The sequence below is a fragment of the Gluconobacter japonicus genome, assembly GCF_015244665.1.
In the GTDB taxonomy this organism is placed as follows: domain Bacteria; phylum Pseudomonadota; class Alphaproteobacteria; order Acetobacterales; family Acetobacteraceae; genus Gluconobacter; species Gluconobacter japonicus.
This window is the reverse complement of the sequence record NZ_JABCQN010000003.1, coordinates 287,256-308,946: the sequence shown is the minus strand read 5'-3', so window position 1 is coordinate 308,946 and position 21,691 is coordinate 287,256. Positions and strand designations below refer to the sequence as shown.

Below are 21,691 nucleotides of genomic sequence, written 5' to 3'. Positions count from 1 at the left end.
TGCGGTAGTGACGGGGCGAACTCACCCTGGAGAATGGACCACGATGTCGGAACACGCCAGCCAGTCCACGCTGAATCCTTTTTTCCACGCGCCTCTGAAAGAGGCTGATGCCGAAGTTGCCGCCATCCTGAACGACGAACTGACCCGTCAGCAGGATGGTATCGAGCTGATCGCGTCCGAGAACATGGCATCTTTTGCCGTGATGGAAGCGCAGGGCTCTGTTCTGACCAATAAGTACGCTGAAGGCCTTCCGGGCAAGCGCTACTATGGTGGCTGCGTTGACGTGGACCGCGTTGAAACCCTCGCCATCGAACGCCTTAAAAAGCTGTTCGGCGCAGAATTTGCAAACGTGCAGCCTCATTCTGGTGCCAATGCCAATCAGGCAGCCTTCATGGCAATGGCGAAACCGGGCGACACCATTCTGGGTCTGAGCCTCGCGGCTGGCGGACATCTGACCCACGGTGCAGCTCCGAACTATTCCGGCAAATGGTTCAACGCCGTTCAGTATGGCGTGCGCGCGCAGGACGGCCTGATCGATTACGATCAGATGGAAGAACTGGCCCGTGAGCACAAGCCGAAGATTATCGTCGCCGGCAGCTCCGCCTATCCGCGCGTCATCGACTTCCCGCGCTTCCGGAAGATTGCCGACGAAGTTGGCGCTTATCTGATGGTGGACATGGCGCATTTTGCCGGTCTGGTCGCAGCTGGCCTATATCCGAGCCCGCTCCCGTACGCGGACATCGTGACGTCCACGACCCACAAGACGCTACGCGGCCCCCGTGGTGGCATCATCCTGACGAACAGCGCAGAGCTGGCCAAGAAGGTCAACTCTGCCGTATTCCCAGGCCTTCAGGGTGGTCCACTGATGCATGTCATCGCTGGCAAGGCCGTTGCCTTTGGTGAAGCATTGAAGGACGATTTCCGCGACTACCAGAAGCGCGTTGTAGCCAATGCCAAGGCACTGGCCGACGAACTTCAGCTACGTGGCTTCGACATCGTGACAGGTGGCACGGACAGCCATCTGGTGCTGGTTGATCTTCGCCCCAAAAAGGTGACGGGCAAGCTTGCAGAAGAAATTCTGGAGCGCGCTGGCATCACGGCTAACAAGAACGCCATTCCGTTCGACCCGGAAAAGCCGTTCGTCACGTCCGGCATTCGTCTGGGCAGCCCTGCTGCAACAGCACGTGGTTTCGGCGAAGAAGAATTCCGCACGATTGCCCGCATGATGGACGAAGTTCTGACGGCAGCTCTGGAAGAGGGCGACGTCAATGACACGACCAACCGTGTCCATGAAGAAGTGAAGGCGCTCTGCCGTCGCTTCCCGATCTATGATCGCGCTTCCGCCTAAGCGTTGAGGTGGACTGCGGTGCGTCTGGCCAGCCGCACCGCAAGCTGCCCCTGTCTGGGGCGCAAATTCGGAACGATCAGTAAACACTTGTCATAAGGTGTGCAGATCAGATCATGTCCGTCCCGGGCGATGACGGTTCCCGCATTCGGGATGCAGGTATTGCCAACCCATGGCTCCACAAATCTAAAGTCTGCGCTTCGCGCCAGGACATTATCCGTCACGACGCCCATCTCTGCGGGCTGCTTCGTATCGGTTCCACGTCCCTGAAAATGAATCCGCATTGCGTCTTTCAGGAAACGCTCGGAAATCTTCACCATCATCTCCACGGTCTCTGGCTGCCAGTGCAGACCGGCTTCCAGAAGGCAGGCACGGCCAGTTCCACCAATTGCCATAAAACGGGAATACTCAACGAGGCGTGAGCCCCCCTGATGCCCAAGGTCAGTCAAAACCAATGCGGCCGGATGCTCTTCGGAGGCCAGAATACAGGCGAAATCGCTGGAACGCCGTCGCGGAGGCACAATAAAGACGGGATCAGATGGCCAAAGTGTGGAGTGAAGATCCAACAACAGATCTGCCCGCTCGATAAAAGGTAAAATCTGTCGGGCTCGATCCAGTTCACTGAACTGCTCGCCACTGTTCAGCCGTGACGGATGCCACAGACGGTTCAGATCTTCCGTCAGATAACGGGAGGCCATCGGCGTGTTTGCCTCAAACCGATCAAAGGCGGCCAGGTTTGCAAGAATCAGCGTCAGCCGGCCGGTACGCGGAACCGGATTATTCTGCCGAAGGATTTCAAGAGCATGCCCACCTGCATACTCGTTACCATGGACCATCCCGACAATGACGAGGTCAGGGCCACTCAAACCGGAATCAAAAACATGAACACCGGGAACGCCAGAGGCCGTATTACGCCAGGCAGAAAGATCCGGAACCTTCAGACATATATCCAAAGGATAAGCCGGACGACCACATCCTGGCAGGTCCTCCGTCAGGCGAGGCTGACGGATCCTGATAGGATGATGTCTCTGGCCGGCCTTGCAACTCATGCTGTCCCGCTTACCCTCCGCGCAAAATCTCGCAGCGCCTTTTCACAACATTCCAGTTGTTCTCTGGTAATAAATTCATCCGGCCGATGAGCCTGTGCAATATCGCCAGGCCCACAGACAATGCTATCCATACCGCCCCGTTGATAGATACCAGCCTCGGTGCCGTAAGAAACCATGCCAGGACTGTTTCGACCCGTGATCTGACAGGTTATCTCGGTTAGAAGATGGTCCGCAGGCAAGGCGAGGGGCGGAAGATCTACCAACTGGAGATAACTGATACCGCCTTCGGGATTATTCTTTCTAAGATCCTCATCCAAAGACGCCAAAGTATTCTGGAGTTTCAGGAACTCTTCAGCGCCTTCGTCTCCCGGCACATTCCGCCATTCCACATCGAATTGCGCATGCTCAGGAATGATATTGAGAATACTCCCTCCTGAAGCCAGCCCGACCTGCATGGTGGTGTAGGGAGGCGTAAAGCCGTCAATCCGACGCCCTGCGAGAGCAAACCGATCCGCTTCATCCGCACATAACGCAATGGCTCGCCCCATGGCATGCAGCGCGTTTCGACCACCTTCCGGAAGAGAGGAGTGACCGGGCTTCCCCACAAGCCGGACTCTGACGGCAAAACGGCCCTTGTGCGCAATCACGGGACTCATCATCGTTGGCTCGCCAACGACACAGAGTTCCGGAAGCCGGTCGGCACGCTGGATATCTGCAATCAGATGCCGCGCACCATCGCAGGTAATCTCTTCATCACAGGTGAAAAGGAGATGAACGGGCTTGGGAAGTGCCATGGCCTTGAAGTCAGGAATAGCGGCCAGCATGCAAGCCACATAGCCTTTCATGTCTGCGGTGCCACGCCCGTAGAGACAGCCATTCTCTTCACGCAAAACAAATGGATCGGATGACCAGTCCTGCCCTTCGACCGGGACACAATCCACATGCCCAGCGAACGCTATGCCACCAGCAGTCTGCGGGCCGATGATAGCGTGAAGGTTCCATTTCCCTTCGTCTCCGCCTGGATAACAAACGAAAGGAACTTCGTGTGACGCCAGATAGGCTTCAATCCATTCGATGATCGGCAGGTTGGATCGGCTGCTCGTTGTATCAAACGATATCAATGCCGAAAGAATCGTTTCTGCATTGAGGGAAATGGGGCGCTGATCCGTCATAGCTTGTACTGTAAGCACGTTCCTCACCTCTCACCATAGAGACTTTGGGAGAGGAGAGGAGGACGATGTGTACGCCCGCAACACGTTGTAAAAAATGAAGCGCGAAAATTGTGGTTTTAGTTTCCGACACTTTTCGCGCCTTCCCAAAAACACCTTGAAGGATTTTCTGTGAGTCGCAGTGCGGGCCTTTCTGTTTTTCACAGATTGTGGCGAAAACTTCCCCCGCAGCAAAGACGACGCTTCTTTGCATGGGCGACAGCCATCGTAACGCCTGGCGTCAGAGCCAGTTACCCTCGACACGCCTCTGGTGTCATCATTGCAGGGGAGTTCAGCCGAGGTTCCGGTCTGGGCGAAGGTGCACGTCTTATGGTGGCAGCCCTTCGCAAACTCGGCATTCTCTGTGCCACCTGGGACATTGAAACATACCGACTGGATGGAGACGCTGTCGGGCCCGGCGCGCCGCTTATCGTACACGTCAACGCACCGATGCTCCCAGCCGTGCTGCTCAGAATGCCACGCACACTCCGAACGGGACGTAAAGTCATCGGATACTGGGCCTGGGAACTCCCGATCGTACCAGATACCTGGAAACATGCACGACGGCATATTCATGAAATCTGGGCACCGTCCCGATTTACGGCAGATGCTCTGGTTTCGTTGAATCGTCCAGTGCGGATTGTGGAACATCCCGTGGGCCTTGCAGGGCAGATACCTTCCGCACGGAACCGGGCTTTTTTCGGGCTACCAGAAAAGGCCGTTACTGTTCTGGTCTCTTTCAATCTGGCGTCCAGCATGGTGCGTAAAAACCCGATTGATACGATTTTGGCGTTTCGTGAAGCGTTCGGGGATCGTCCAGACAGAATCCTGATTTTGAAAATCGGCCATACGGAACATTATCCTGAAGATATGGCCGCCATTCGCACAGCTGTTAACGGTGCCCCCAACATCCAGATACAGACACAACATTACAACGGAGCCGATCGTCTGGCCCTGATGCAATGCTGTGATATCGTCCTGTCCCTGCATCGCAGCGAGGGTTTCGGCCTTGTCGTTGCCGAGGCAATGGCTCTGGGTCGATGCGTTGTTGCAACCGACTGGTCTGCTACGGCAGAATTTCTGGACAGCACCTGCGGCCTCCCTGCCGCCTATAGCCTCGTCCCCGCCCATGACCCCCGAGGCGTGCTGGAGATGCCCCAGACATGCTGGGCACTGCCGGACAGGCAATCGGCGGTGCAGGCCCTTCGTCTGGCAGCAGACCATCCTGATCTTCGGGCTCGCCTTGGAACTGCGGCTCAGAAGCGCATTGCAAAGCATCTCGACGGAACCAGCCTTCTGAAAGCCATCCACGCGGCAGGAGTTGAAGCGTGGCGATAAAGACTGTCCTTGTCTGGCAATGGGGCAAAAGAGGAGCAGGACCACGCATTGCGGTCGACCTCGCCAATGGGCTGACAGCGTTACCAGACGTCTCCGTGAGATTGTGCCTGTCGGAAGACGCGGAGATCCTTCACAGTCATCATGCCCCGCAAGATGCTCTGGTGTTCAAAACCTACAGATCCGCCTTCGGATTGTTGGGCAGATTTCTTCAGGCCCCGTTGATCATTTCAAAACTGTTCCTGTCGATGCTCCAGGACAAGCCGGACATCGCCATCTGCGCGATGCCAGCGCCGCTTGATGTTCTTATGGCTCATGCTCTTCGAAGGGCAGGCGTCAAAGTCGTGACGATTGTTCATGACGCCAGGGCCCATCCGGGAGACGGCTACCCGTTACAGATGTTTCTGCAAAAAGCGCTTATTAGCCAGTCGTCTCTTCTGGTGACATTCAGCCAGCACGTCGCCACTGTGTTGTCAGGCGATACCATCTGTCGCAGAAAACCGGTTGTTTCCCTCTCACATCCGCCTTTCGTGGGAACCGAGGCACCTCCGCCTTTCAGTCATGGGGGGAAACCCAGGCTGCTGATGTTTGGTCGATTACTTCCCTACAAGGGTCTGGATCTTCTTGCCGACGCCCTTCCTCAACTGGAAATGAGGGTAGATTGCAGAGTGATCGGGAAAGGCCCTCAAAGCCCGGAATTGCTTCAACTGTCCGGAATGCGCGACGTGATCGTAGAAAATCGTTGGGTGCCGGAAGACGAATTGTCGCGGCTGATCGCCTGGGCAGACGTACTGCTTCTTCCATATCGGGAAGCATCGCAAAGCGGTGTCGGCGCCATGGCCGTTGCGGGGGGGCGGTATGTGGTGGCCACCAATGTTGGTGGATTGTCAGAACAATTTTCCGGACATGCCCAAGCCATGCTCTGCGAGCCTGATTCCATGTCCATTGCAATAGCCATTGCTCAGCTTCTAAATGCTCCGCCGCCTATCGCCCCGGTCCCTGACAGCGCTAAGGCATGGCAGGCCCTGGGGCAAAAAATCCTCAGTGCCGCGGATTAAGTATCAAGGGCATCTTCCGTTGCAATTCGGATGCGATAGCCAATGTGCTTCTCGATATCGCGAAGGGACAAACGCTCATCAATATTGATGAGCGAGAACGCAGCGCCCTTCTTACCCGCACGCGCGGTCCGCCCAATGCGGTGAACATAAGCTTCGGGCGTCTCAGGCATATCCATGTTGATCACGAGATCCACATCGGAAATATCCAGCCCGCGGGACGCAATATCCGTCGTGACCAACACCGGCACGCGTCCTTGACGGAACAGATCCAGCGCCTTGTTTCGCGCGCCCTGCGTCCGATCTCCGTGCAGGGTTTCAGACTTGATGTTGTGCTTGCGCAGAACCCTCGCCAACAGATCAACATTCGCCTTCGTGCGGGTAAACACCATACTCCGCCCCGGAAAACGCTCCAGAATACGGGCTACCGTCTCAGGCTTGTCTTCCTTTTCCACGAACATCGCACGCTGGCGGATCTTCTTGGGCGTGAACGTCTCTGCAGCCACCTCAACCCGAACAGGATCACGCGTCACACGCTTGGCTAGATCCATGACTGGCTCCGGCAGCGTAGCAGAACAGAAAACCGTCTGGGGTGGAACGTCGGGGAAGTAAGGTGTCAGAGCCGTCATGCTCTCGGAAAAATCTTCATCCAGAAGACGGTCAGCCTCATCCAGAACGAGATAGCTCAGGTACTCCAAAACCAGATCACCCTGCATCACAAGATCCAGCAAACGACCATGCGTAGCGACAACGATGTCAACGCCATCGACAATGGAACGAACCTGCTGTTCACGTGATGTTCCGCCACAGATCACACGCGTCTTCAGGGAAAGGCGACGGCCGAGCTGGCGGCAAACTGCGGCTGTCTGCGCAGCCAGCTCACGCGTTGGCTCCAGAATCAGTGCACGCGGCCCATGGGCGCTCTCACCCTTGGACAGGATCTGAAGCATGGGGAGAACAAAAGCAGCCGTTTTGCCGCTGCCCGTTTGGGATGCCACAAGAACATCGCGCCCCTTCAGCAAAGGCGGGATGGCCTGAACCTGAATCGTGCTGGGCCGCTTGTGCCCTACCTGTTCCAATGTGGCGAGAAGAGGCGGGATCAGCCCAAAAGCGGCAAAGCCGTCAGGAGTGTCAGTCGAGGGTGTTTCTGGCATCGTCATATGCGCTTCTTGCCAAATTTCTTCCGTTTCGGGAAATAGCTCTTTTTTCAGGAGGCCCGCCATGAGGGCAACAATCATCGCAGAAGACTTCGCCGGCATGCGGGCACAGGGGGCAGGGCTGGCCGAAAAGGCAGGTCTTGAGTGGGAGTTCCGGCCCGTTCTGATCCGCAAACCCTGGGGCCACTTTCCAGCCCGCTACTGGCCTTCTCCTTTGAAACGGATTGCTCCGATCAGCATTTCGCCTGATAGCCGCCTCATTATCAGCATTGGCGGAACGGGCGGGATTGTCGGGGCTGCTGTTGCCAGACGGGAAGGGCTACCGGTCGTCCAGATCCAGAACCCGAGAACAGCGCTGGCCAAGTTCGATCTCGTAATCGCCAATACACATGATGGCATCACCGGCGAGAATGTTTTGATTTCTCGCAATGCGCTTCACCCCGTAACGCCGCACAAGCTAGAGGTCGCACGCACCGCGTGGGAAGACCGCCTGAAACTTGATAACAGACCACTCCTGTCTATCCTGATCGGCGGAACGAATGGACGTTTTTCTCTTGGAGCCGCCGAAGCAGCAGAAATGGCTGATGGACTGATCGCTTTCGCCAGCCGCAATAGTATGCAGGCCGCTCTGACACCATCCCGCAGAACGGATGCCGCCGCGCTGACGGTCCTGAAGGAAAAACTCATCCCGGCGGGAATACGGATTCTGGAAGGACAGGGCAACGATAACCCCTATCTGGGGATGCTGGCCTGCGCGGACGTCCTTGCCGTCACGACAGACAGTGTCTCAATGATTTCGGAGGCCGCGGCGACGACCGCTCCGGTCATGATCCTGCCGCTGCCCGGCAAGTCCACTCGGATTGGGAGGTTTATCGAAACCCTCCAGAACGCCGGGCGTATCCGACCCTTCAGCCCCGATCTTGAACCTTGGTCCGTCCACCCGCTTGACGACACCCCTGCTACGGCGAGAGAAATGCGCCAACGACTGAAGCTCTGAAAGGGCCCTCTATGCTCGATATCCGCACGTTCGGTCCACAGGGTGGCAATGTGCTCTACAAGGCGCTGGCCCACCCGCTTGCCGCCGAGGCGCTGACGTGGATGGAGCAGGACTTCGCCGGGCAGACGATCGCCATTTACGATCCCGAAGATACGGTCCGGACGCTGGTGGCCCTTTATCCTGGCCTGCGCCCCTCTGTCGTTCTGGTTCATGATACGGAACAGGTCGGCCAGCCGGACGGATTTGGCGGTGCGCGAAAAGCCCTTGTGGACCTGCCGCATGTGGATGCGGATATCATCCTCGCGCTGTCTTTCGACGATGCAAAAATGCGTGGTCGGCTGGACTCACTCCTGAACGGCCGCGACCTTCACACACTCGCGCCTGCACGCCTACCGGACGACATGATCGTTCGTGGCCGTCCGTATCTCGACAAGCTGAATTTTGCGACGAATTTTGCATTCTTCCGCGATGATGACCGCTTCTCCACGCGGATCGTCACAGCGAACTACTGGTCCAATTACGGCGCGCAGAATTTGCGTTACTGGCTGCGTCTCTATGACGGAACAGGGAAGATCATCGCGCAGTGGGAACAGCCCGTTGAACACGCTGGCGCTGGCATCACCATCGACAGTGCGGATATCCGTAAACGCTTTGGTCTTCCTGCCTTCATGGGACAACTGTTCATCCACGTCATTGGTGCCCGCGGGCATGACGTCGTGAAATATGCGCTCGACGTGTGGGGCAAGAACGGCGATCCGAGCCTCTCAGTCACACATGACGCCAACGCCTGGCCGTCTGTGCGCTATGCGACGCTTCCCGCTCCTGAAGCCGACGAAACCCTCACGGTCTGGGTACAGAACAGCCACGCCACGACCATTCCGGCTGGCGCCATTACGTTCAACCCAATGGGCGTGAACGATCATCGGGGCGTGGATCGTGTGATTGGGCCATTTGAGACGTTGGCCGTTAATGTCGGGGCACTTTTTCCGGATCTGGCTTGGCCAGCGCAGCTTGAAATGCGGTCTGGTCGCCATCTTGTACGTCCCCGCTACGAAATCGAACAGCGTGGAAGAACCCGTATTGCGCACCTGAACGTCGAGCGGGACAATATCCGTCCAGACCCGGCTATCCGGAACTTCGCAGCGTCGCTGGGCCGTGGGTTCCTTCTGCCATTCCCCATTCTGAATCCGGCGAAGTTCGAGAGCTTCGTTCAGCCCAACCCGATGTCCGAAGCTCTGGAAACACTCCCCGTTCGGCTCGATATTTTCGATGAGGCTGGCCAGCCCGTCGGCTCGCATTTCCTCGGAAATCTGCCCCGCGACCATTCCACGGCGATTGCCTTGCATGACCTGACCGATCGTCCGGGCCACGCTGATCTGGTCTATGATTTTCGCGATGGCGGGGAGGCAGATGGCTGGCTTCATGCCCTGATGCGCTATCGCAACCGGGACACGGATCATGCTGCCGAAACCAGCTTTGGCGCCCACATCTTCAACACGCTGATGACATGGCGCTCCGAGCCGCAGTCCTATTCCGGACCGCCGCCGGGCCTGACGACACGCCTGTTCCTGAAACTTGGCCATGATGCACTGCGGAGTTTCTGTTGCCTGATCCATCCGGCCTCCATCGAAGGCACCAGTCCGTCCGAAACGGTTCTGCTGCTTCATGCCGCAGATGGCAGCCTCATCGCGGAGACCACCATCCACATTCAGCCGTCAGGTTCCTTCATGGTCCGTCCGCATGACCTATTCGAAGGCGTGCACCTGGCGCGGGCAGGCGTTGGCGGATATGTTCTGATCCGTGATCTGACGTGCCGACTGTTCGGCTATCATGGCCTCGAAAATGGTGAAGGCGGCTTCTCCCTCGATCACATGTTCGGGTTCTGAACCAGCACCCGCTGTCGGAACCGGGAGGCAACTTCCCGGTCCAGCAGGAGGGCAACCGGGCGGGAGAAGAAGCGGGATACCGCTTCTCCCAGCCCCCAGATCAGCACCAGACAGATCGGATAGACGATCCAGCCCATACTTTGTGGCCAGTGGTTGTGTTTCCATATCCGCACAGCCGCCATGACAACGAACATGTGTGTCAGATAAACCTCATAGGACAACTGCCCCATTCGGCGGACCCACCAGCTTCCTGCGCCTCCTTCGAAAGACCTCCAGCCACAGGCCAGCACCAGCATGGCAATCCCGGCGTAAAAGATAGCGATCAGGCCATTCGGGAGCAGGCGCCACCAAGACATCGGGCCCCACATCTCCGCCAGCATCATGAGTAAACCCACAGCCCCCATGACAACAGGCCAGCGCCCTTTGGGTCTGTAGTCGGCAGCAACAATCGCCATGAGGACGCCCATTGCGATGGTTCCGACGCCCGTCAGCGTTGCCTGTTCGCGCCAGATTTCGTTGCCATGCAATGTTGCCCTGTAAATCAGCGCGGTGATGGCGAGAGCAACGAGAACCCCAACCCGGATACGACTGTTCAGGTGACAGAAGAACGGGAAAAAGAGATAGAACAGTTCTTCAATCGAGAGGGACCAGAGTACGGTCCAACCTGCCACGCTCCAGCCATGCCGTGCTTGCCAAACATTGAAGTACAGACCGAACGCAGCCAGTGTTGCACCGGAAAAACTCTGGCCCGGCTTCACGAAGCGATAGTCCTCGAAGCCGATATAATCGAGCAGTCCCAACACCGTGACGAGTGCCACAAGGCACGGCAGAATGCGTGCGGCCCGATGAGCAATGAAGGGCAGGGGCTGGATCTGATCCAGCTCTCCAAATCGCTGAATGACGCGCGATGCAATCAGGAAGCCCGACAGCACAAAGAAGATGCTGACAGCTTCGCCACCATTGTAGTTCATGCCAACCAAAAGCCAGTGCGGAAGGAAATCACCCAAAGCCGTATGAGCGAGGGGAACACGGATCCCAAGATGGTTTCCAAGGACGAGAAGGATTGCAGCACCGCGCATACAATCCAGAGCCGCATTCCGTTTCATTGCCATTCCCTGTCAGACAAAGTGTTTCTGGAGGCGCAATGAGTTCAAAGAAAGGCGGGCGCGTGGCGAAAAAAGCGTCTTGTCAGGGAGTTGGCCCACTGATAAAAGCCCGTCCATCGAATGGGCGCGTAGCTCAGCGGTAGAGCACTCCCTTCACACGGGAGGGGTCACAGGTTCAATCCCTGTCGTGCCCACCATTCGAACTTCGCTGAAAATCTGCCTCAAATCTCATATAGTCAGTGAGAACTTCGCTATGAGCATGTCTCTCCCGGACGCCAAGGCATAATTTTAAAAACAGGCTCGCCCGAGAATCGTAACCTGCACCATCGTGCAGGCTCAAACAGCCGCTTATTGCGTATCAAAAGAAGTTTAAAACAAGTCCAGGATGGCATTCTTGAAACAATATTTTCCGATGCTGAATGGGGCTGGGCAGTACGTCAAAGCTGAACTATCTGGCTGAAAATATCATCAATTCATTTCGGTTTACGAAGTGGCTTTTTTGCTGAACGGCTGGATTTTCCGGATATGACTTCGCCATACGGACCTGGACTGCGCCATTCTTATGCCGAGGATATTTATGCCTTTCTCATCGGCTGCTCCCTGATTGTCATGGGCCTGATGTGTCTTCACAAGGCCGGCTTGGTCACCGGAGGCGTTGCAGGCATTGCACTGCTGCTTTCATACCTTCTCCCTGTGACGCCTGGAAACCTGTTCACACTCATCAATATCCCGTTTCTGCTGTTTGCAATCCGAGCAATGGGGCCACAGTTCGCCTTCAAAACAACCTTTGCGAGTTTTGGTATTACAGTCCTATCCAGCCTTCTCCCCGCCATCATGACACTTTCCTACATTCAACCACTCTTTGCGGCTCTCTTTGGAGGTACCGTCATTGGCATGGGAATTCTGTCTCTGGCTCGCCATCAGGCAGGTGTTGGCGGCACAGGTGTTATAACGCTCTGGCTTCAGAAAAGCCGCGGCCTCAATGCCGGTCGCGTACAGATCATGATTGATGCTGCCATTCTCGCTGCCTCAGCCTTCTTCCTGCCATGGGAAAAAGCTGTACTCTCCGCCATCAGTGCATTTGCGATGAGTAGCGTTCTCGTGGTCTTCCATAGACCAGGCCGCTACATCGGCCATTAAAAAACAAATTCCGACATCAGGAAACGTGAACAGCAAGTTCCTCCAATAGCGACGAGGATAGCGCAACCTGATTTCGTCCGTTGGACTTGGCTTCGTAAAGCGCTGCATCCGCCTGCGCCAACAGATCACGAAACTTCAAATCCTCTGTAAGCCACTGAAACGCGACACCGATACTAACAGTCATATGAATGAACGTATCCGAATTTACTGGAATAAGGATTTTCTCAACAGACTGTCGGATCTTTTCAGCCAGACAGATCGCTTTATCAAGCGCTCCAACCGAAATGGTAAGCGCAAACTCCTCGCCTCCGAGACGGCCACAGATCTGCCCTTCGGACAAAATATCCGAAATCGCTTTAGCGACTGCCTCCAGAGTATTGTCTCCAACAAAATGACCGTATGTATCATTAATTCTTTTAAACTGATCAATATCAAGCATCAGAATAGAAATTCCTGAAGTAGTTTTCTTTCTTTCTCTCTCAATGAAAGACTCACTCTGCTCCAGATAGGCCTGTCGACTCAAAACTTTTGTCAGACTATCCCAAGTAATGGATTTATTCAGGCGCTCGACCAAAGCACGTTGTGTTGTCATGATTGCAGTAACAGTCAATGGACCAAGTACCAGGAACGACAGTCCCAGGCGGAAGGAAACGATTCCCGCAAGATGCGGATATGCCTGGCCGAAGTCCAGAAGCCCGGCCTCGACTATCCCCATCACAGAGACGTTAAAAATCAGGATGATGAGGCACAACGGCAGAACCGTGTAACTCAAGGCACACCACAACAGGGCAGGAACCGGAAATGCTATAGCCCCCGGGCCGCCCGTAAGAGTTGCAAGAACCACAGATATAGCCAGACTTGCTGCCGGAGCGACATTCACACTCCGAAGATTGAAAATCTGGTACCAGTGACGGAGGGTCTGTCGGGAAAACCATTCCCGGCCTGAAAAACACACAGGCAACAGGACCAGATGACGATTCAGTTCACTGCTGAACCACAAAATAAAGCGGCTCCATGTCGTCGTCCCGGGAAGGGATATTGCAAGAAGTGTTCCGACAGATGCGGAGGCACCCGCAGCTCCGCTACAGACCAGCAGAAGAGAGAGAACTGATTTAGGTCCCTCAAGCCCATTCCCGCGTTTTCTGAATACTCTGAACAGAAGATATCCGGCACAAACACCCGCCAGATTGGCGGATGCAAGCCAGACATTGACCACAAACCGGTCTTTCATGATCCAGCCTGCCAGCAAGTAGCCAATGCAGGCTCCTAACCATCCGGGCCATCGGTCAAGCTGGCGATAGGTAATCATCATCCAGAGCAGGAGCGCATTTGCTGGCCATATCTGGGCAAGCTGACCAAAATGTCTGGAATAAATACCGATTACGGCAGCAGAAAATACAATTCCGCCAACAAGCAATGCAGGAGTGTATTTTTCTGCGATCCGGGACAACATACGACTTTAAATTGTTCCTAAGATTAAAGAGTAACAGATTGAATTTACCTCAATAACCTTTTCTAATATCTTAAGATATTAGCTCAAAACAAACAATCAATCTTTTATTTTGAAAAATAAGTTACACCAGGTTAACAAAAAGAAAATTAATCTTGTCCAACAATGCGTTTTCCAACATTGAATTTGGAAATAAATTCCAGAAATTTTCCTGTGCCCTACTGATACTCTTTTCTCCAGCGTCGACCACTCGAGAAAATGTGAGCGCTCTAAGCACTTTTTGCCACTGCAACGTCAAACTCCCTGCGTTTCCTAAAGCATTAATCAACTGTCTGGACGTGAAAGCAGAAAGGGGACTGACTTGCAGAAAAATGTTCAGGACTTCCATTCTTCCATCAACGCTTTCCACAATGGAAAGCCACTGGAAACAAATATCCCTGCGCGCCTGGACCGATTACCTTGGTCCCGGTTTCATATGCTCATCGTCATTGCACTGGGAATCACATGGATCCTTGACGGGCTGGAAGTAACCATCATCGGCTCCCTCGGGCCGTCACTTCAAAGAGCAGATACGCTCCACTTGAGCGCTGAAGGCGTTGGTCTTGCCTCGTCCGCCTACGTAACAGGCGCAGTCCTCGGGGCTCTTGTTTTTGGCTGGATGACAGATCGACTGGGACGCAAACAGATTTTCTTCCTGACACTCGGACTGTATGTCCTTGGTGTGGGTGCATCCGCCTGCGCATGGGGGACGGTTAGCTTCGCTCTTTCCCGCATGGTGACAGGTCTCGGCATTGGCGGAGAATACGCCGCAATCAATTCAGCCATTGATGAACTGGTGCCCGCCCGTCTGCGCGGACGTGTTGATCTCATGGTCAATGGAACATTCTGGGCAGGTGCAGCCCTTGGGGCCTTGGGATCCATAGCCCTTCTAAACACCACTGTTTTCCCCGTTGCCATTGCATGGCGGGTCTCCTTTGCCATCGGAGCCATGCTTGGCCTCATCATTCTTTTCCTGCGAGCTTTTGTTCCTGAAAGCCCTCGTTGGCTGATGACACATGGCCGCATACGGGAAGCCGAAGCCATCGTTTCCAAAATGGAGGCCCACTCATCAAACCTTGAAAGCAGCAGTGCGCTCCCAAAAGTTCTGATCTATCCCGCAGGCGTTTTCATGCCACTGGATATGATCCGGATCATGTTGAAGGATTATCGCGGCAGAACATTTTACGTTCTTGTTTTGATGATTGCACAGGCTTTTCTCTACAATGCTGTGTTCTTTACCTATGGAATGGTTCTAACCACTTACCTGTCCGTCCCTACGGGGCATGTGGGTTGGTATATTCTTCCTCTGGCTCTTGGAAACCTCCTCGGACCGCTTCTTCTGGCACGCTGGTTTGATACGATCGGTCGCCGTCGCATGATTGGAACAAGCTACGCGCTTTCGGGACTGCTCATGATGATGGTGGCCTGGGCCATGCACGCCTCAATATTGACTGCACTTACCCAGACACTGGGCTGGAGCGCCGTCTTCTTTTTTGCATCTGCAGCAGCTTCTTCTGCCTATCTGACCGCCAGTGAGCTTTTTCCACTTGAAATGCGCGCTTTCGCGATCGCGGTTTTCTATGCATTGGGAACATTATTTGGTGGCGCGGCAGCTCCCGTGCTTTTCGGATACCTGATTGAGACGGGTCGACTTGATTCCGTTGTTGCAGGATATGTTTTTGCAGCCGTTCTTATGATTGGCGCCAGTATTGTCGCGTGGATTTTCGGCGTTGATGCCGAGAATAAATCTCTCGAAGAGGTGGCTCCGCCGCTATCGAGTTTTCGAACCCATACGCAATAAAACGGCTACCATCCAACTGGGCCATTCAGAGAAGAAGGACCGCCCCCAGTGCCCATCCCTGAGCCAGCCCCAAAACCGGAACTCATCGACATGGTCCCATGGACCTTTCCGTCTTTCTGAAAAGCAGAGGAGAGGTCTGTTCCCGAGCGGTCGCTTTTGACGGGCCTTAAAAGATCTGCCCGGGTATCTTCCCGCTGCGGGACTGCGCAAGCAGACAGCCCCAGTATGGCAATCAGCATCAGACCAGACGTGCGCACCGCGATTTCCTTCATGCAAAGACAATGATCATCAGCCCCGCAAGCAAGTCTGACGATCATTTGTCCTTACCAGAAGGGCTGTGATCTCTTAACGGCCCAGACGCTCAGAGAGACGTTTTGCAGCCTTCCGAAACGCTTCATAAAAATCGGCATCTACCGCAATTTGTCCGCCAGAAAACCCGATAAATCCATCAATCATGCCGTTCTGATACAACCCTTCGGAATGCGCCAGCATTCCGTCCGGATCTTCCATACTCCCCGAAGTGGGTGCCCCATCTTCTTTCCGTGCACGAAGCGGTTCCCCCCAGGCTTCATGCCAGTAAGCTTCGACCTTTTCAGGATAAAGCCGACCATCCACAGTGTAGCCTTCCATCGGCTTTCCCAGACCGTGCATGTAGCCAATTTCCACCGCAGTCCCAGGGTCCATATCCGCTGAACGACGGAATGGATCTACGCAAAACAACCCGCCATCACATTGATCCATCAGTTCGCGATCCGCACGAACGAAAGCCAGAATGGTCTCCCGCCCCGGCGGCATCAGCCTTGCTTCAGCCTGCCCGTCAAAAGGGGCGATACCTTCAAGGCCTACCTCTGCACAGATGGCTTTAAGACGTTCGAAAAGAGAGAGCGCATCCGGCCGAAACACCAGATCACCGGCCAGATAAACGGAAGGAAATTTTGCCTGCATATGACCGGGATTATCATACCGGCATCACAGGCAAAACATCTTCTTTTCGGCCTGTTTGGTGTATTCAGGCGTCCTGAATTCCCCGAAGAGCAGGATAGAGACGACGATAGCGGCTATAGGCTTGATCGTAGGCGTTCTGTAATTCCGGGACAGGATCAGTGGCAGAAACCCGCTCCGGCGGTGTGCACACACTCTCCACACTCTCACCCGTCGCAGCAATTCGGGCCAACCGCGCTGCCCCGAACGCACCTCCGTGCTCCCCATGTGCAAGGCTGTGCAGCCGCAAACCAAGAACCGAAGCCAGAATAGCAATCCAGAACGGACTGCGAGATCCCCCACCAATCACATCGGCTTCGGTGATTACGGACCCGGAAGCCGTCAAACCTTCCAGAGCATCACGAAAAGAGAACGCGACCCCTTCAAGAACAGCCTGCGTCAATTCTGCCCGGCTCGTATCATGAGACAATCCAACAAATCCGCCCCGGATGGTCCCATCATTATGAGGCGTTCTCTCTCCGGACAGGTAAGGCGCAAAAAGAACAGATGACGGGCGGGCAGGGCGCTCTGGTAGCTCAGCCAGCAGTTCCCGCTCCGTTACACCACACACTTTTGCCCACCAGGCGAGAGACGCAGCGGCAGAAAGTGTTACCCCCATCTGATGCCAGGTTTTCGGTACGGCATGACAGAAAGCATGAATGGCAGACTGATGCTCTGGCCTGAACTCATTGGTTGTCACCCACACAACGCCTGAGGTTCCCAGAGAAACGAAAGCATCCCCATTGCGAATAGCGCCAAGGCCTACCGCTCCGGCAGCATTGTCTCCGGCACTTCCCGCAAATACAGGCGCAGACGTCATGCCCCAACGGTGCGTCAGATCCTCCTTCAGAACACCGGCAGGCTCCGTTCCTTCACAGAGAGTTGGCATATTGGCCAGCGTCAAACCAGTGGCCTTCAAAGCCTCGACCGACCAGGCACGCTTCCCAACATCCAGCCAGAGCGTCCCCGAAGCATCCGACATGTCTTCAATCATCTCGCCAGTCATCCGATACCGCAGCCACGCTTTTGGAAGCAGAACATGCCGGATCCTGGCAAAAATTTCGGGCTCATGCCGTGCTACCCAGAGCAGCTTTGGAGCGGTAAAGCCCGACATGGCAATATTGCCCGTCACTTCACGACTGAGCGGGAACCGTTCCTCAAAGAGTGCACATTCCGCTTCTGCACGCGTATCATTCCAAAGAATACACGGGCGTAAGACTTCACCAGATGCGTCAACCAGAACCGCGCCATGCTGCTGTCCTGAGAGACCAATGCCACGGATCGCCGCAACCGCTTCAGGATGCTGACCGTGCAGTTTATCAATGGCGCGACAAGCGGCTTTCCACCAGTCTTCCGGATCCTGCTCGCTCCACCCCGCATGAGGCCGGCTCACCGTCAGGCTCTCCGTATGGGAAGCAACTTCGTGCTGGTTTTCATCCACCAGCAAAGCCTTGATTCCGGATGTCCCGACGTCAATTCCCAGAAACATGCACTTGTCCAAACTCAGATTCAAAAACACGCCTTTAGGGCATACTTCCGGCTGCTACTCACCGCAATTTTAAGTGACTGTCCCAATCTTCCGGATGCCACAGAAAAGCCATCACGAGGCTGACTGCACTCTGGAAGGGGCGTGCCAGGATAGACGGTCTTCCATAAAGCGAGAAAGAGTCTCCAGAAGGACTGCCATATCACTCTGAACCTGCAGGAAACCACGCGATGGTTGCAAGGTCGCAGGGTTCAGGTACCGCGAGCGGCAGATCTCCAACTGGATGGCATGTATTCCTTCAGCGGGACGACCATAATGACTTGTAATGTATCCGCCTGCATAAGGAACATTCCGCCGAACCTCATATCCAAGCTGACACAGAGATTGCTGCACCGTTTCCGTAAGGTGCTGGGAACAGGATTTTCCATGCATATCTCCGATCACCATGTCACACGCACGAGCCTGGGGGAGAGGTGGCATTGAATGTGCTTCCAGCAAAATCACGAAACCAAACTGTTGCTTTAGTTCCTTAAGCAATCTGTTCAGGCTCTCATGGTAAGGGATCCACGCTAGCTGCAGCCGCCGATGAATTTCTTCGACAGGAAGGCAATGAGTGTAAATCGGCCGTCCCTGAGAAGCACATCGCGGAATAACACCAAATCCCGCCCGGACTTTCGCACTCTGCACAAGACCTTCACTCGGCAGTGCGGGACGAAACATTCCCGGATCCAGTTCCCGACAATCCCGGTTCACATCACACCAGACACGCGGAAATTCTGTCGTCAGCAGCGTACCGCCCATCTCAGGGGTATAGTTAAACAACCCGTCAACGAACCTGTCTTCTGTCTGCTGAAGCTCCCGTAAAGACAATCGGGTCATCTGAAGAAAATCGGGAAAATATTTTTCTCCGGAATGGGGAGAGGAAACCACAATCGGAATGGCAGTTTTCTGAGGTTTTTTAATGATAACAGCAGGATAGGGGGGAAGGGTCGTCATAACCTCGGTGCATTTTTTTCATTTTTGGGGGTTGTCACCCCGAACTGATACAGCTAAACACCGCCTCACCGGATCGGGGGCGCATAGCTCAGCGGTAGAGCACTACCTTGACATGGTAGGGGTCACAGGTTCAATCCCTGTTGCGCCCACCACCCGATCCGGTCAGAATTTTTCCTAAAAATCTGCAACTCAAAGAATGCTTGAACCAGCATCTTTTCTAAGCGGCACTATAGCCCCTTAACAAGCAAAAATAATCATACCTCGCGCTTGGCTCGCTTACAGGCTTCTGAACAATATCTGACCTGATCCCAGTCCTTGGCCCATTTCCGACGCCAGAAAAACGGCCGGACGCAAACAGGACAAATCTTTTCGGGCAAATGAGCCTTAGCAGGCCTACGGTCAATTTTTCCCTTACCGCGCATAATTTTTTCAGTTCTTGAGAATATCCACGCGCAAAGTATACAAAAAAGCCGCCCAAACAGGCGGCTTTTTCTACAGGCAAGAATGTCCGGACGTCATGCGACCTTGAGAGCGACCGCAGACTTCTTGCCGTTACGGCCAGCTTCGACCTCGAAGGAAACCTCCTGGCCTTCGTTCAGAGTCCGCAGACCTGCACGCTCAACTTCAGAAATGTGAACAAACACATCCTGAGCGCCACCTTCTGGCTGAATGAAACCGAAACCCTTGGTCGGGTTGAACCATTTTACGGTGCCTGTTGTCATAACGAGGCTCCTTATTAGAAAGGCGGTCGCGCGCAAAACACGCACGCAATCATAACTTTTAAGGGAAAAATTGATGCAACGCGCATCCATGATCCGGATAAAAGCATCCGCCAATGACGATATATATTTAAGCGATATACAAATGCAAGAAAAACATAAAATATACTGAAAATAATGTTGTCATTATAAAACGAGAAAGAACCCAAATATTTGAAACGCAATATTTTTATCATTCAATTCTCAGACGGATTTTTAGAAAAATAATTTTCATCCGCTTGAATTTTCTTTGAAAAACAAAAAAGCCGGACCACCTCCACGGTGGACCGGCTTTTACAAAACTCAAAGAAACTTACTCGCCGTCGTTGAATTCGTCTTCTTCACCGTCATCATAAAGAACTTCTTCGACAGTGATAGAAAGAGTGTCATTCTCGCTCAGAAGATCAGCAACCGCGTTGGCTTCATCTTCTTCTTCATAGAGTTCGGCATCACCTGGATCCGAAACCCACTTTTCCGCAGGATTCCAGAACTCATCGTCCCCATTCTCCAGCTCGCGGCGGATCAGGTAACCTGCGACTTCGTCACCAGCAATATCTTCATCGGCCATGATAATGGTCCTCCTTAGCGAGAGGAGAGGCTCTTTCATGTATGGTGTCAATTCCTTTGAAAGCAGAGAATCTAGCCGTACCGCCTCATGAAAGATGAAACATTTTCGACAACAGCGCAGAAAGGCGCTTTTTCCATCTTTTCATAAACCACTCTGATCGGACTGATAAATTTTTCCCCTTGGAACAGGATTTTTCTACCGCTCACAGTTCAAATAGGGTATATTTGGTCCAGATTAATGGAGGGCAGTTTCATGGTCGACAAAATCTCCAGCCTCTCTCTTCAGAACAGAATTGATGAATCCATCAAAGGTGGAATGCTGGAAGCCTGCGCCAGACATTCGGATATGTTTCTGAAGCCGCGGTCACACATGACACCGTCTGTCCTTCTCTGGACCGTGAGCACCCCTCCGGTACACACGCAACCAGACCTCCATGAGACCCTGAAGGCGTGTCTACCCGTGCGAGACCAACATTGAGGGCACAAATCTGACTGACAAGAAACAATAACAGAGAGAAAATCCTCTCATTGACCATAGTAAACGGAGTGATGAGCCATAATTTACTCGCATCACTCCGAGGCCTGTCTTATGCTTTAGGACATGACAGACCAAACCGATCTAGATGACGCTGAAGACGATGTCGCACTGGATACCACAGAGGAGGGAGAGTCCTTGCTCTCCAGCCTTATGCTTCCGGTCTGCATCCTGATTGGTCTTTCTATCGTCGGAATTCTTATTGGTCTCAGCTTTATGTAAAGATGCACTCGCATCAGTTTTTCTAGTCTTGGAAAAAGGTCTGAACAGACTCAGGCTTGGTCGCATCTAACCAGCCTTGAAGCATGTAGGCAGCAGCCATCTTATCCACGACTTCAGCGCGTCGACCCCGAGTCATATCTGCATCCTGAATCAAAAAACGATTCACCGCACTCGAAGACAACCGCTCATCCCACAAACACGCAGGCACGCCCAAACGTTCGGAAAGAGCCGTTGTCCAATCCGATGCCGCGCGCGCTGCAGGGCCAAAAGATCCATCAAGTGACAATGGCAATCCGACAACAATCGCCCCAACATCCTGACGCTTGACGATCTCTGCAAGCTCCTTCGCATTTTCTCCAAGTTTGCGCCGTTTCAGGCCAATCAGAGGAGAGGCAAGCATGAGGGAAACATCTGTCACTGCGACACCGATCGTCTTCGATCCTGGGTCTATCCCGAGGATGCGCTGATCAGTTTGAAGGACATTACGGAGGTCATGTGGATTGAACAGGGACATATCCCGGCGTTATGATCCGTCTGACGGCTGAAAAGCTACCATAATTTCCTCTTTTTCAGGAATG

The 21,691-nt window shown here is 54.1% G+C and carries 21 protein-coding genes and 2 tRNA genes; 11 read left to right on the top strand and 12 right to left on the bottom strand.

All coding sequences use genetic code 11. The features are described 5' to 3' along the window. The first annotated feature begins 43 nt into the window (after positions 1-43). A complete protein-coding gene (gene glyA / locus HKD32_RS07885; RefSeq protein WP_010501708.1) occupies positions 44-1,348 on the top strand; it encodes a serine hydroxymethyltransferase in 1,305 nt (434 codons plus the stop codon). On the opposite strand, the gene HKD32_RS07880 is transcribed toward glyA, so the two are convergent. Further along, a complete protein-coding gene (locus HKD32_RS07880; RefSeq protein WP_061932985.1) occupies positions 1,345-2,394 on the bottom strand; it encodes a M14 family metallopeptidase in 1,050 nt (349 codons plus the stop codon). The two genes, glyA and HKD32_RS07880, sit on opposite strands and share 4 nt — an antisense overlap. Next, the gene (gene argE, locus HKD32_RS07875; RefSeq protein ID WP_234781811.1) at positions 2,391-3,584 is read right to left on the bottom strand and encodes an acetylornithine deacetylase; all 1,194 of its coding nucleotides are present in this window, start codon (positions 3,582-3,584) and stop codon (positions 2,391-2,393) included. The genes HKD32_RS07880 and argE overlap by 4 nt, the downstream gene beginning before the upstream one ends. A gap of 150 nt (positions 3,585-3,734) precedes the next feature. Here argE and HKD32_RS07870 point away from each other — a divergent pair, with 150 nt between their 5' ends. Beyond that, on the top strand, positions 3,735-4,940 hold the full coding sequence (locus tag HKD32_RS07870) for a glycosyltransferase family 4 protein (RefSeq protein ID WP_061932989.1): 1,206 nt from the start codon (positions 3,735-3,737) through the stop codon (positions 4,938-4,940). Further along, entirely contained in the window at positions 4,931-5,995 is a 1,065-nt protein-coding gene (locus HKD32_RS07865; protein ID WP_061932991.1) for a glycosyltransferase, read from the top strand. Before HKD32_RS07870 ends, HKD32_RS07865 begins: the two co-directional genes overlap by 10 nt. Here HKD32_RS07865 and HKD32_RS07860 read toward each other — a convergent pair. After that, complete coding sequence (locus HKD32_RS07860; RefSeq protein WP_194257818.1) at positions 5,992-7,230, bottom strand: DEAD/DEAH box helicase; 1,239 nt, start codon at positions 7,228-7,230, stop codon at positions 5,992-5,994. The genes HKD32_RS07865 and HKD32_RS07860 overlap by 4 nt on opposite strands. Between HKD32_RS07860 and HKD32_RS07855 the strand changes: the two genes are divergently transcribed. Both HKD32_RS07855 and HKD32_RS07850 read left to right on the top strand, forming a co-directional pair. Continuing rightward, a complete protein-coding gene (locus HKD32_RS07855; protein ID WP_194257817.1) occupies positions 7,214-8,146 on the top strand; it encodes a mitochondrial fission ELM1 family protein in 933 nt (310 codons plus the stop codon). The two genes, HKD32_RS07860 and HKD32_RS07855, sit on opposite strands and share 17 nt — an antisense overlap. A gap of 11 nt (positions 8,147-8,157) precedes the next feature. Beyond that, entirely contained in the window at positions 8,158-10,032 is a 1,875-nt protein-coding gene (locus HKD32_RS07850) for a hypothetical protein (RefSeq protein WP_194257816.1), read from the top strand. Here the strand turns inward: HKD32_RS07850 and HKD32_RS07845 are convergent. After that, positions 10,014-11,138, bottom strand: a complete 1,125-nt coding sequence (locus HKD32_RS07845) for an acyltransferase family protein (protein ID WP_228118867.1) — start codon at positions 11,136-11,138, stop codon at positions 10,014-10,016. The two genes, HKD32_RS07850 and HKD32_RS07845, sit on opposite strands and share 19 nt — an antisense overlap. 122 nt (positions 11,139-11,260) lie before the next feature. Between HKD32_RS07845 and HKD32_RS07840 the strand changes: the two genes are divergently transcribed. Together HKD32_RS07840 and HKD32_RS07835 are read left to right on the top strand one after the other, a co-directional pair. Continuing rightward, positions 11,261-11,335: transfer RNA gene (locus HKD32_RS07840), tRNA-Val, on the top strand. 328 nt (positions 11,336-11,663) lie between these two features. Next, complete coding sequence (locus HKD32_RS07835) at positions 11,664-12,278, top strand: YitT family protein (protein WP_061933001.1); 615 nt, start codon at positions 11,664-11,666, stop codon at positions 12,276-12,278. A gap of 16 nt (positions 12,279-12,294) precedes the next feature. On the opposite strand, the gene HKD32_RS07830 is transcribed toward HKD32_RS07835, so the two are convergent. Beyond that, positions 12,295-13,731, bottom strand: a complete 1,437-nt coding sequence (locus HKD32_RS07830; RefSeq protein ID WP_061933002.1) for a GGDEF domain-containing protein — start codon at positions 13,729-13,731, stop codon at positions 12,295-12,297. A 358-nt stretch (positions 13,732-14,089) separates the two neighbouring features. Between HKD32_RS07830 and HKD32_RS07825 the strand changes: the two genes are divergently transcribed. After that, positions 14,090-15,568 carry an MFS transporter gene (locus HKD32_RS07825; protein WP_194257814.1) on the top strand — a complete coding sequence of 493 codons (1,479 nt, stop codon included), beginning with the start codon at positions 14,090-14,092 and terminating at the stop codon, positions 15,566-15,568. Between the two features lie 345 nt (positions 15,569-15,913). On the opposite strand, the gene HKD32_RS07820 is transcribed toward HKD32_RS07825, so the two are convergent. From HKD32_RS07820 to HKD32_RS07810, 3 genes are all read right to left on the bottom strand, one after another. After that, a complete protein-coding gene (locus HKD32_RS07820; protein WP_010501685.1) occupies positions 15,914-16,513 on the bottom strand; it encodes a nucleoside 2-deoxyribosyltransferase in 600 nt (199 codons plus the stop codon). A 64-nt stretch (positions 16,514-16,577) separates the two neighbouring features. Continuing rightward, a complete protein-coding gene (gene xylB, locus HKD32_RS07815; RefSeq protein ID WP_194257813.1) occupies positions 16,578-18,038 on the bottom strand; it encodes a xylulokinase in 1,461 nt (486 codons plus the stop codon). Positions 18,039-18,149: 111 nt separating this feature from the next. Next, entirely contained in the window at positions 18,150-19,031 is an 882-nt protein-coding gene (locus HKD32_RS07810; RefSeq protein WP_194257812.1) for an N-formylglutamate amidohydrolase, read from the bottom strand. Positions 19,032-19,108: 77 nt separating this feature from the next. Here HKD32_RS07810 and HKD32_RS07805 point away from each other — a divergent pair. After that, positions 19,109-19,183: transfer RNA gene (locus tag HKD32_RS07805), tRNA-Val, on the top strand. 102 nt (positions 19,184-19,285) lie between these two features. Here HKD32_RS07805 and HKD32_RS07800 read toward each other — a convergent pair. From HKD32_RS07800 to HKD32_RS07790, 3 genes are all read right to left on the bottom strand, one after another. Beyond that, positions 19,286-19,453, bottom strand: coding sequence for a DUF2256 domain-containing protein (locus HKD32_RS07800; RefSeq protein ID WP_194257811.1), 168 nt, complete (start codon positions 19,451-19,453; stop codon positions 19,286-19,288). 93 nt (positions 19,454-19,546) lie between these two features. Next, positions 19,547-19,753, bottom strand: coding sequence for a cold-shock protein (locus tag HKD32_RS07795; protein WP_010501677.1), 207 nt, complete (start codon positions 19,751-19,753; stop codon positions 19,547-19,549). A 349-nt stretch (positions 19,754-20,102) separates the two neighbouring features. Then, complete coding sequence (locus HKD32_RS07790; protein ID WP_010501675.1) at positions 20,103-20,357, bottom strand: hypothetical protein; 255 nt, start codon at positions 20,355-20,357, stop codon at positions 20,103-20,105. A gap of 252 nt (positions 20,358-20,609) precedes the next feature. Here HKD32_RS07790 and HKD32_RS07785 point away from each other — a divergent pair, with 252 nt between their 5' ends. Then, positions 20,610-20,834, top strand: coding sequence for a hypothetical protein (locus HKD32_RS07785; protein ID WP_228118866.1), 225 nt, complete (start codon positions 20,610-20,612; stop codon positions 20,832-20,834). Positions 20,835-20,957: 123 nt separating this feature from the next. After that, positions 20,958-21,113 carry a hypothetical protein gene (locus tag HKD32_RS07780; RefSeq protein ID WP_167347223.1) on the top strand — a complete coding sequence of 52 codons (156 nt, stop codon included), beginning with the start codon at positions 20,958-20,960 and terminating at the stop codon, positions 21,111-21,113. A 22-nt stretch (positions 21,114-21,135) separates the two neighbouring features. Here HKD32_RS07780 and ruvX read toward each other — a convergent pair whose 3' ends face one another. Further along, a complete protein-coding gene (ruvX, locus tag HKD32_RS07775) occupies positions 21,136-21,627 on the bottom strand; it encodes a Holliday junction resolvase RuvX (protein ID WP_010501673.1) in 492 nt (163 codons plus the stop codon). Positions 21,628-21,691 lie beyond the last annotated feature (64 nt).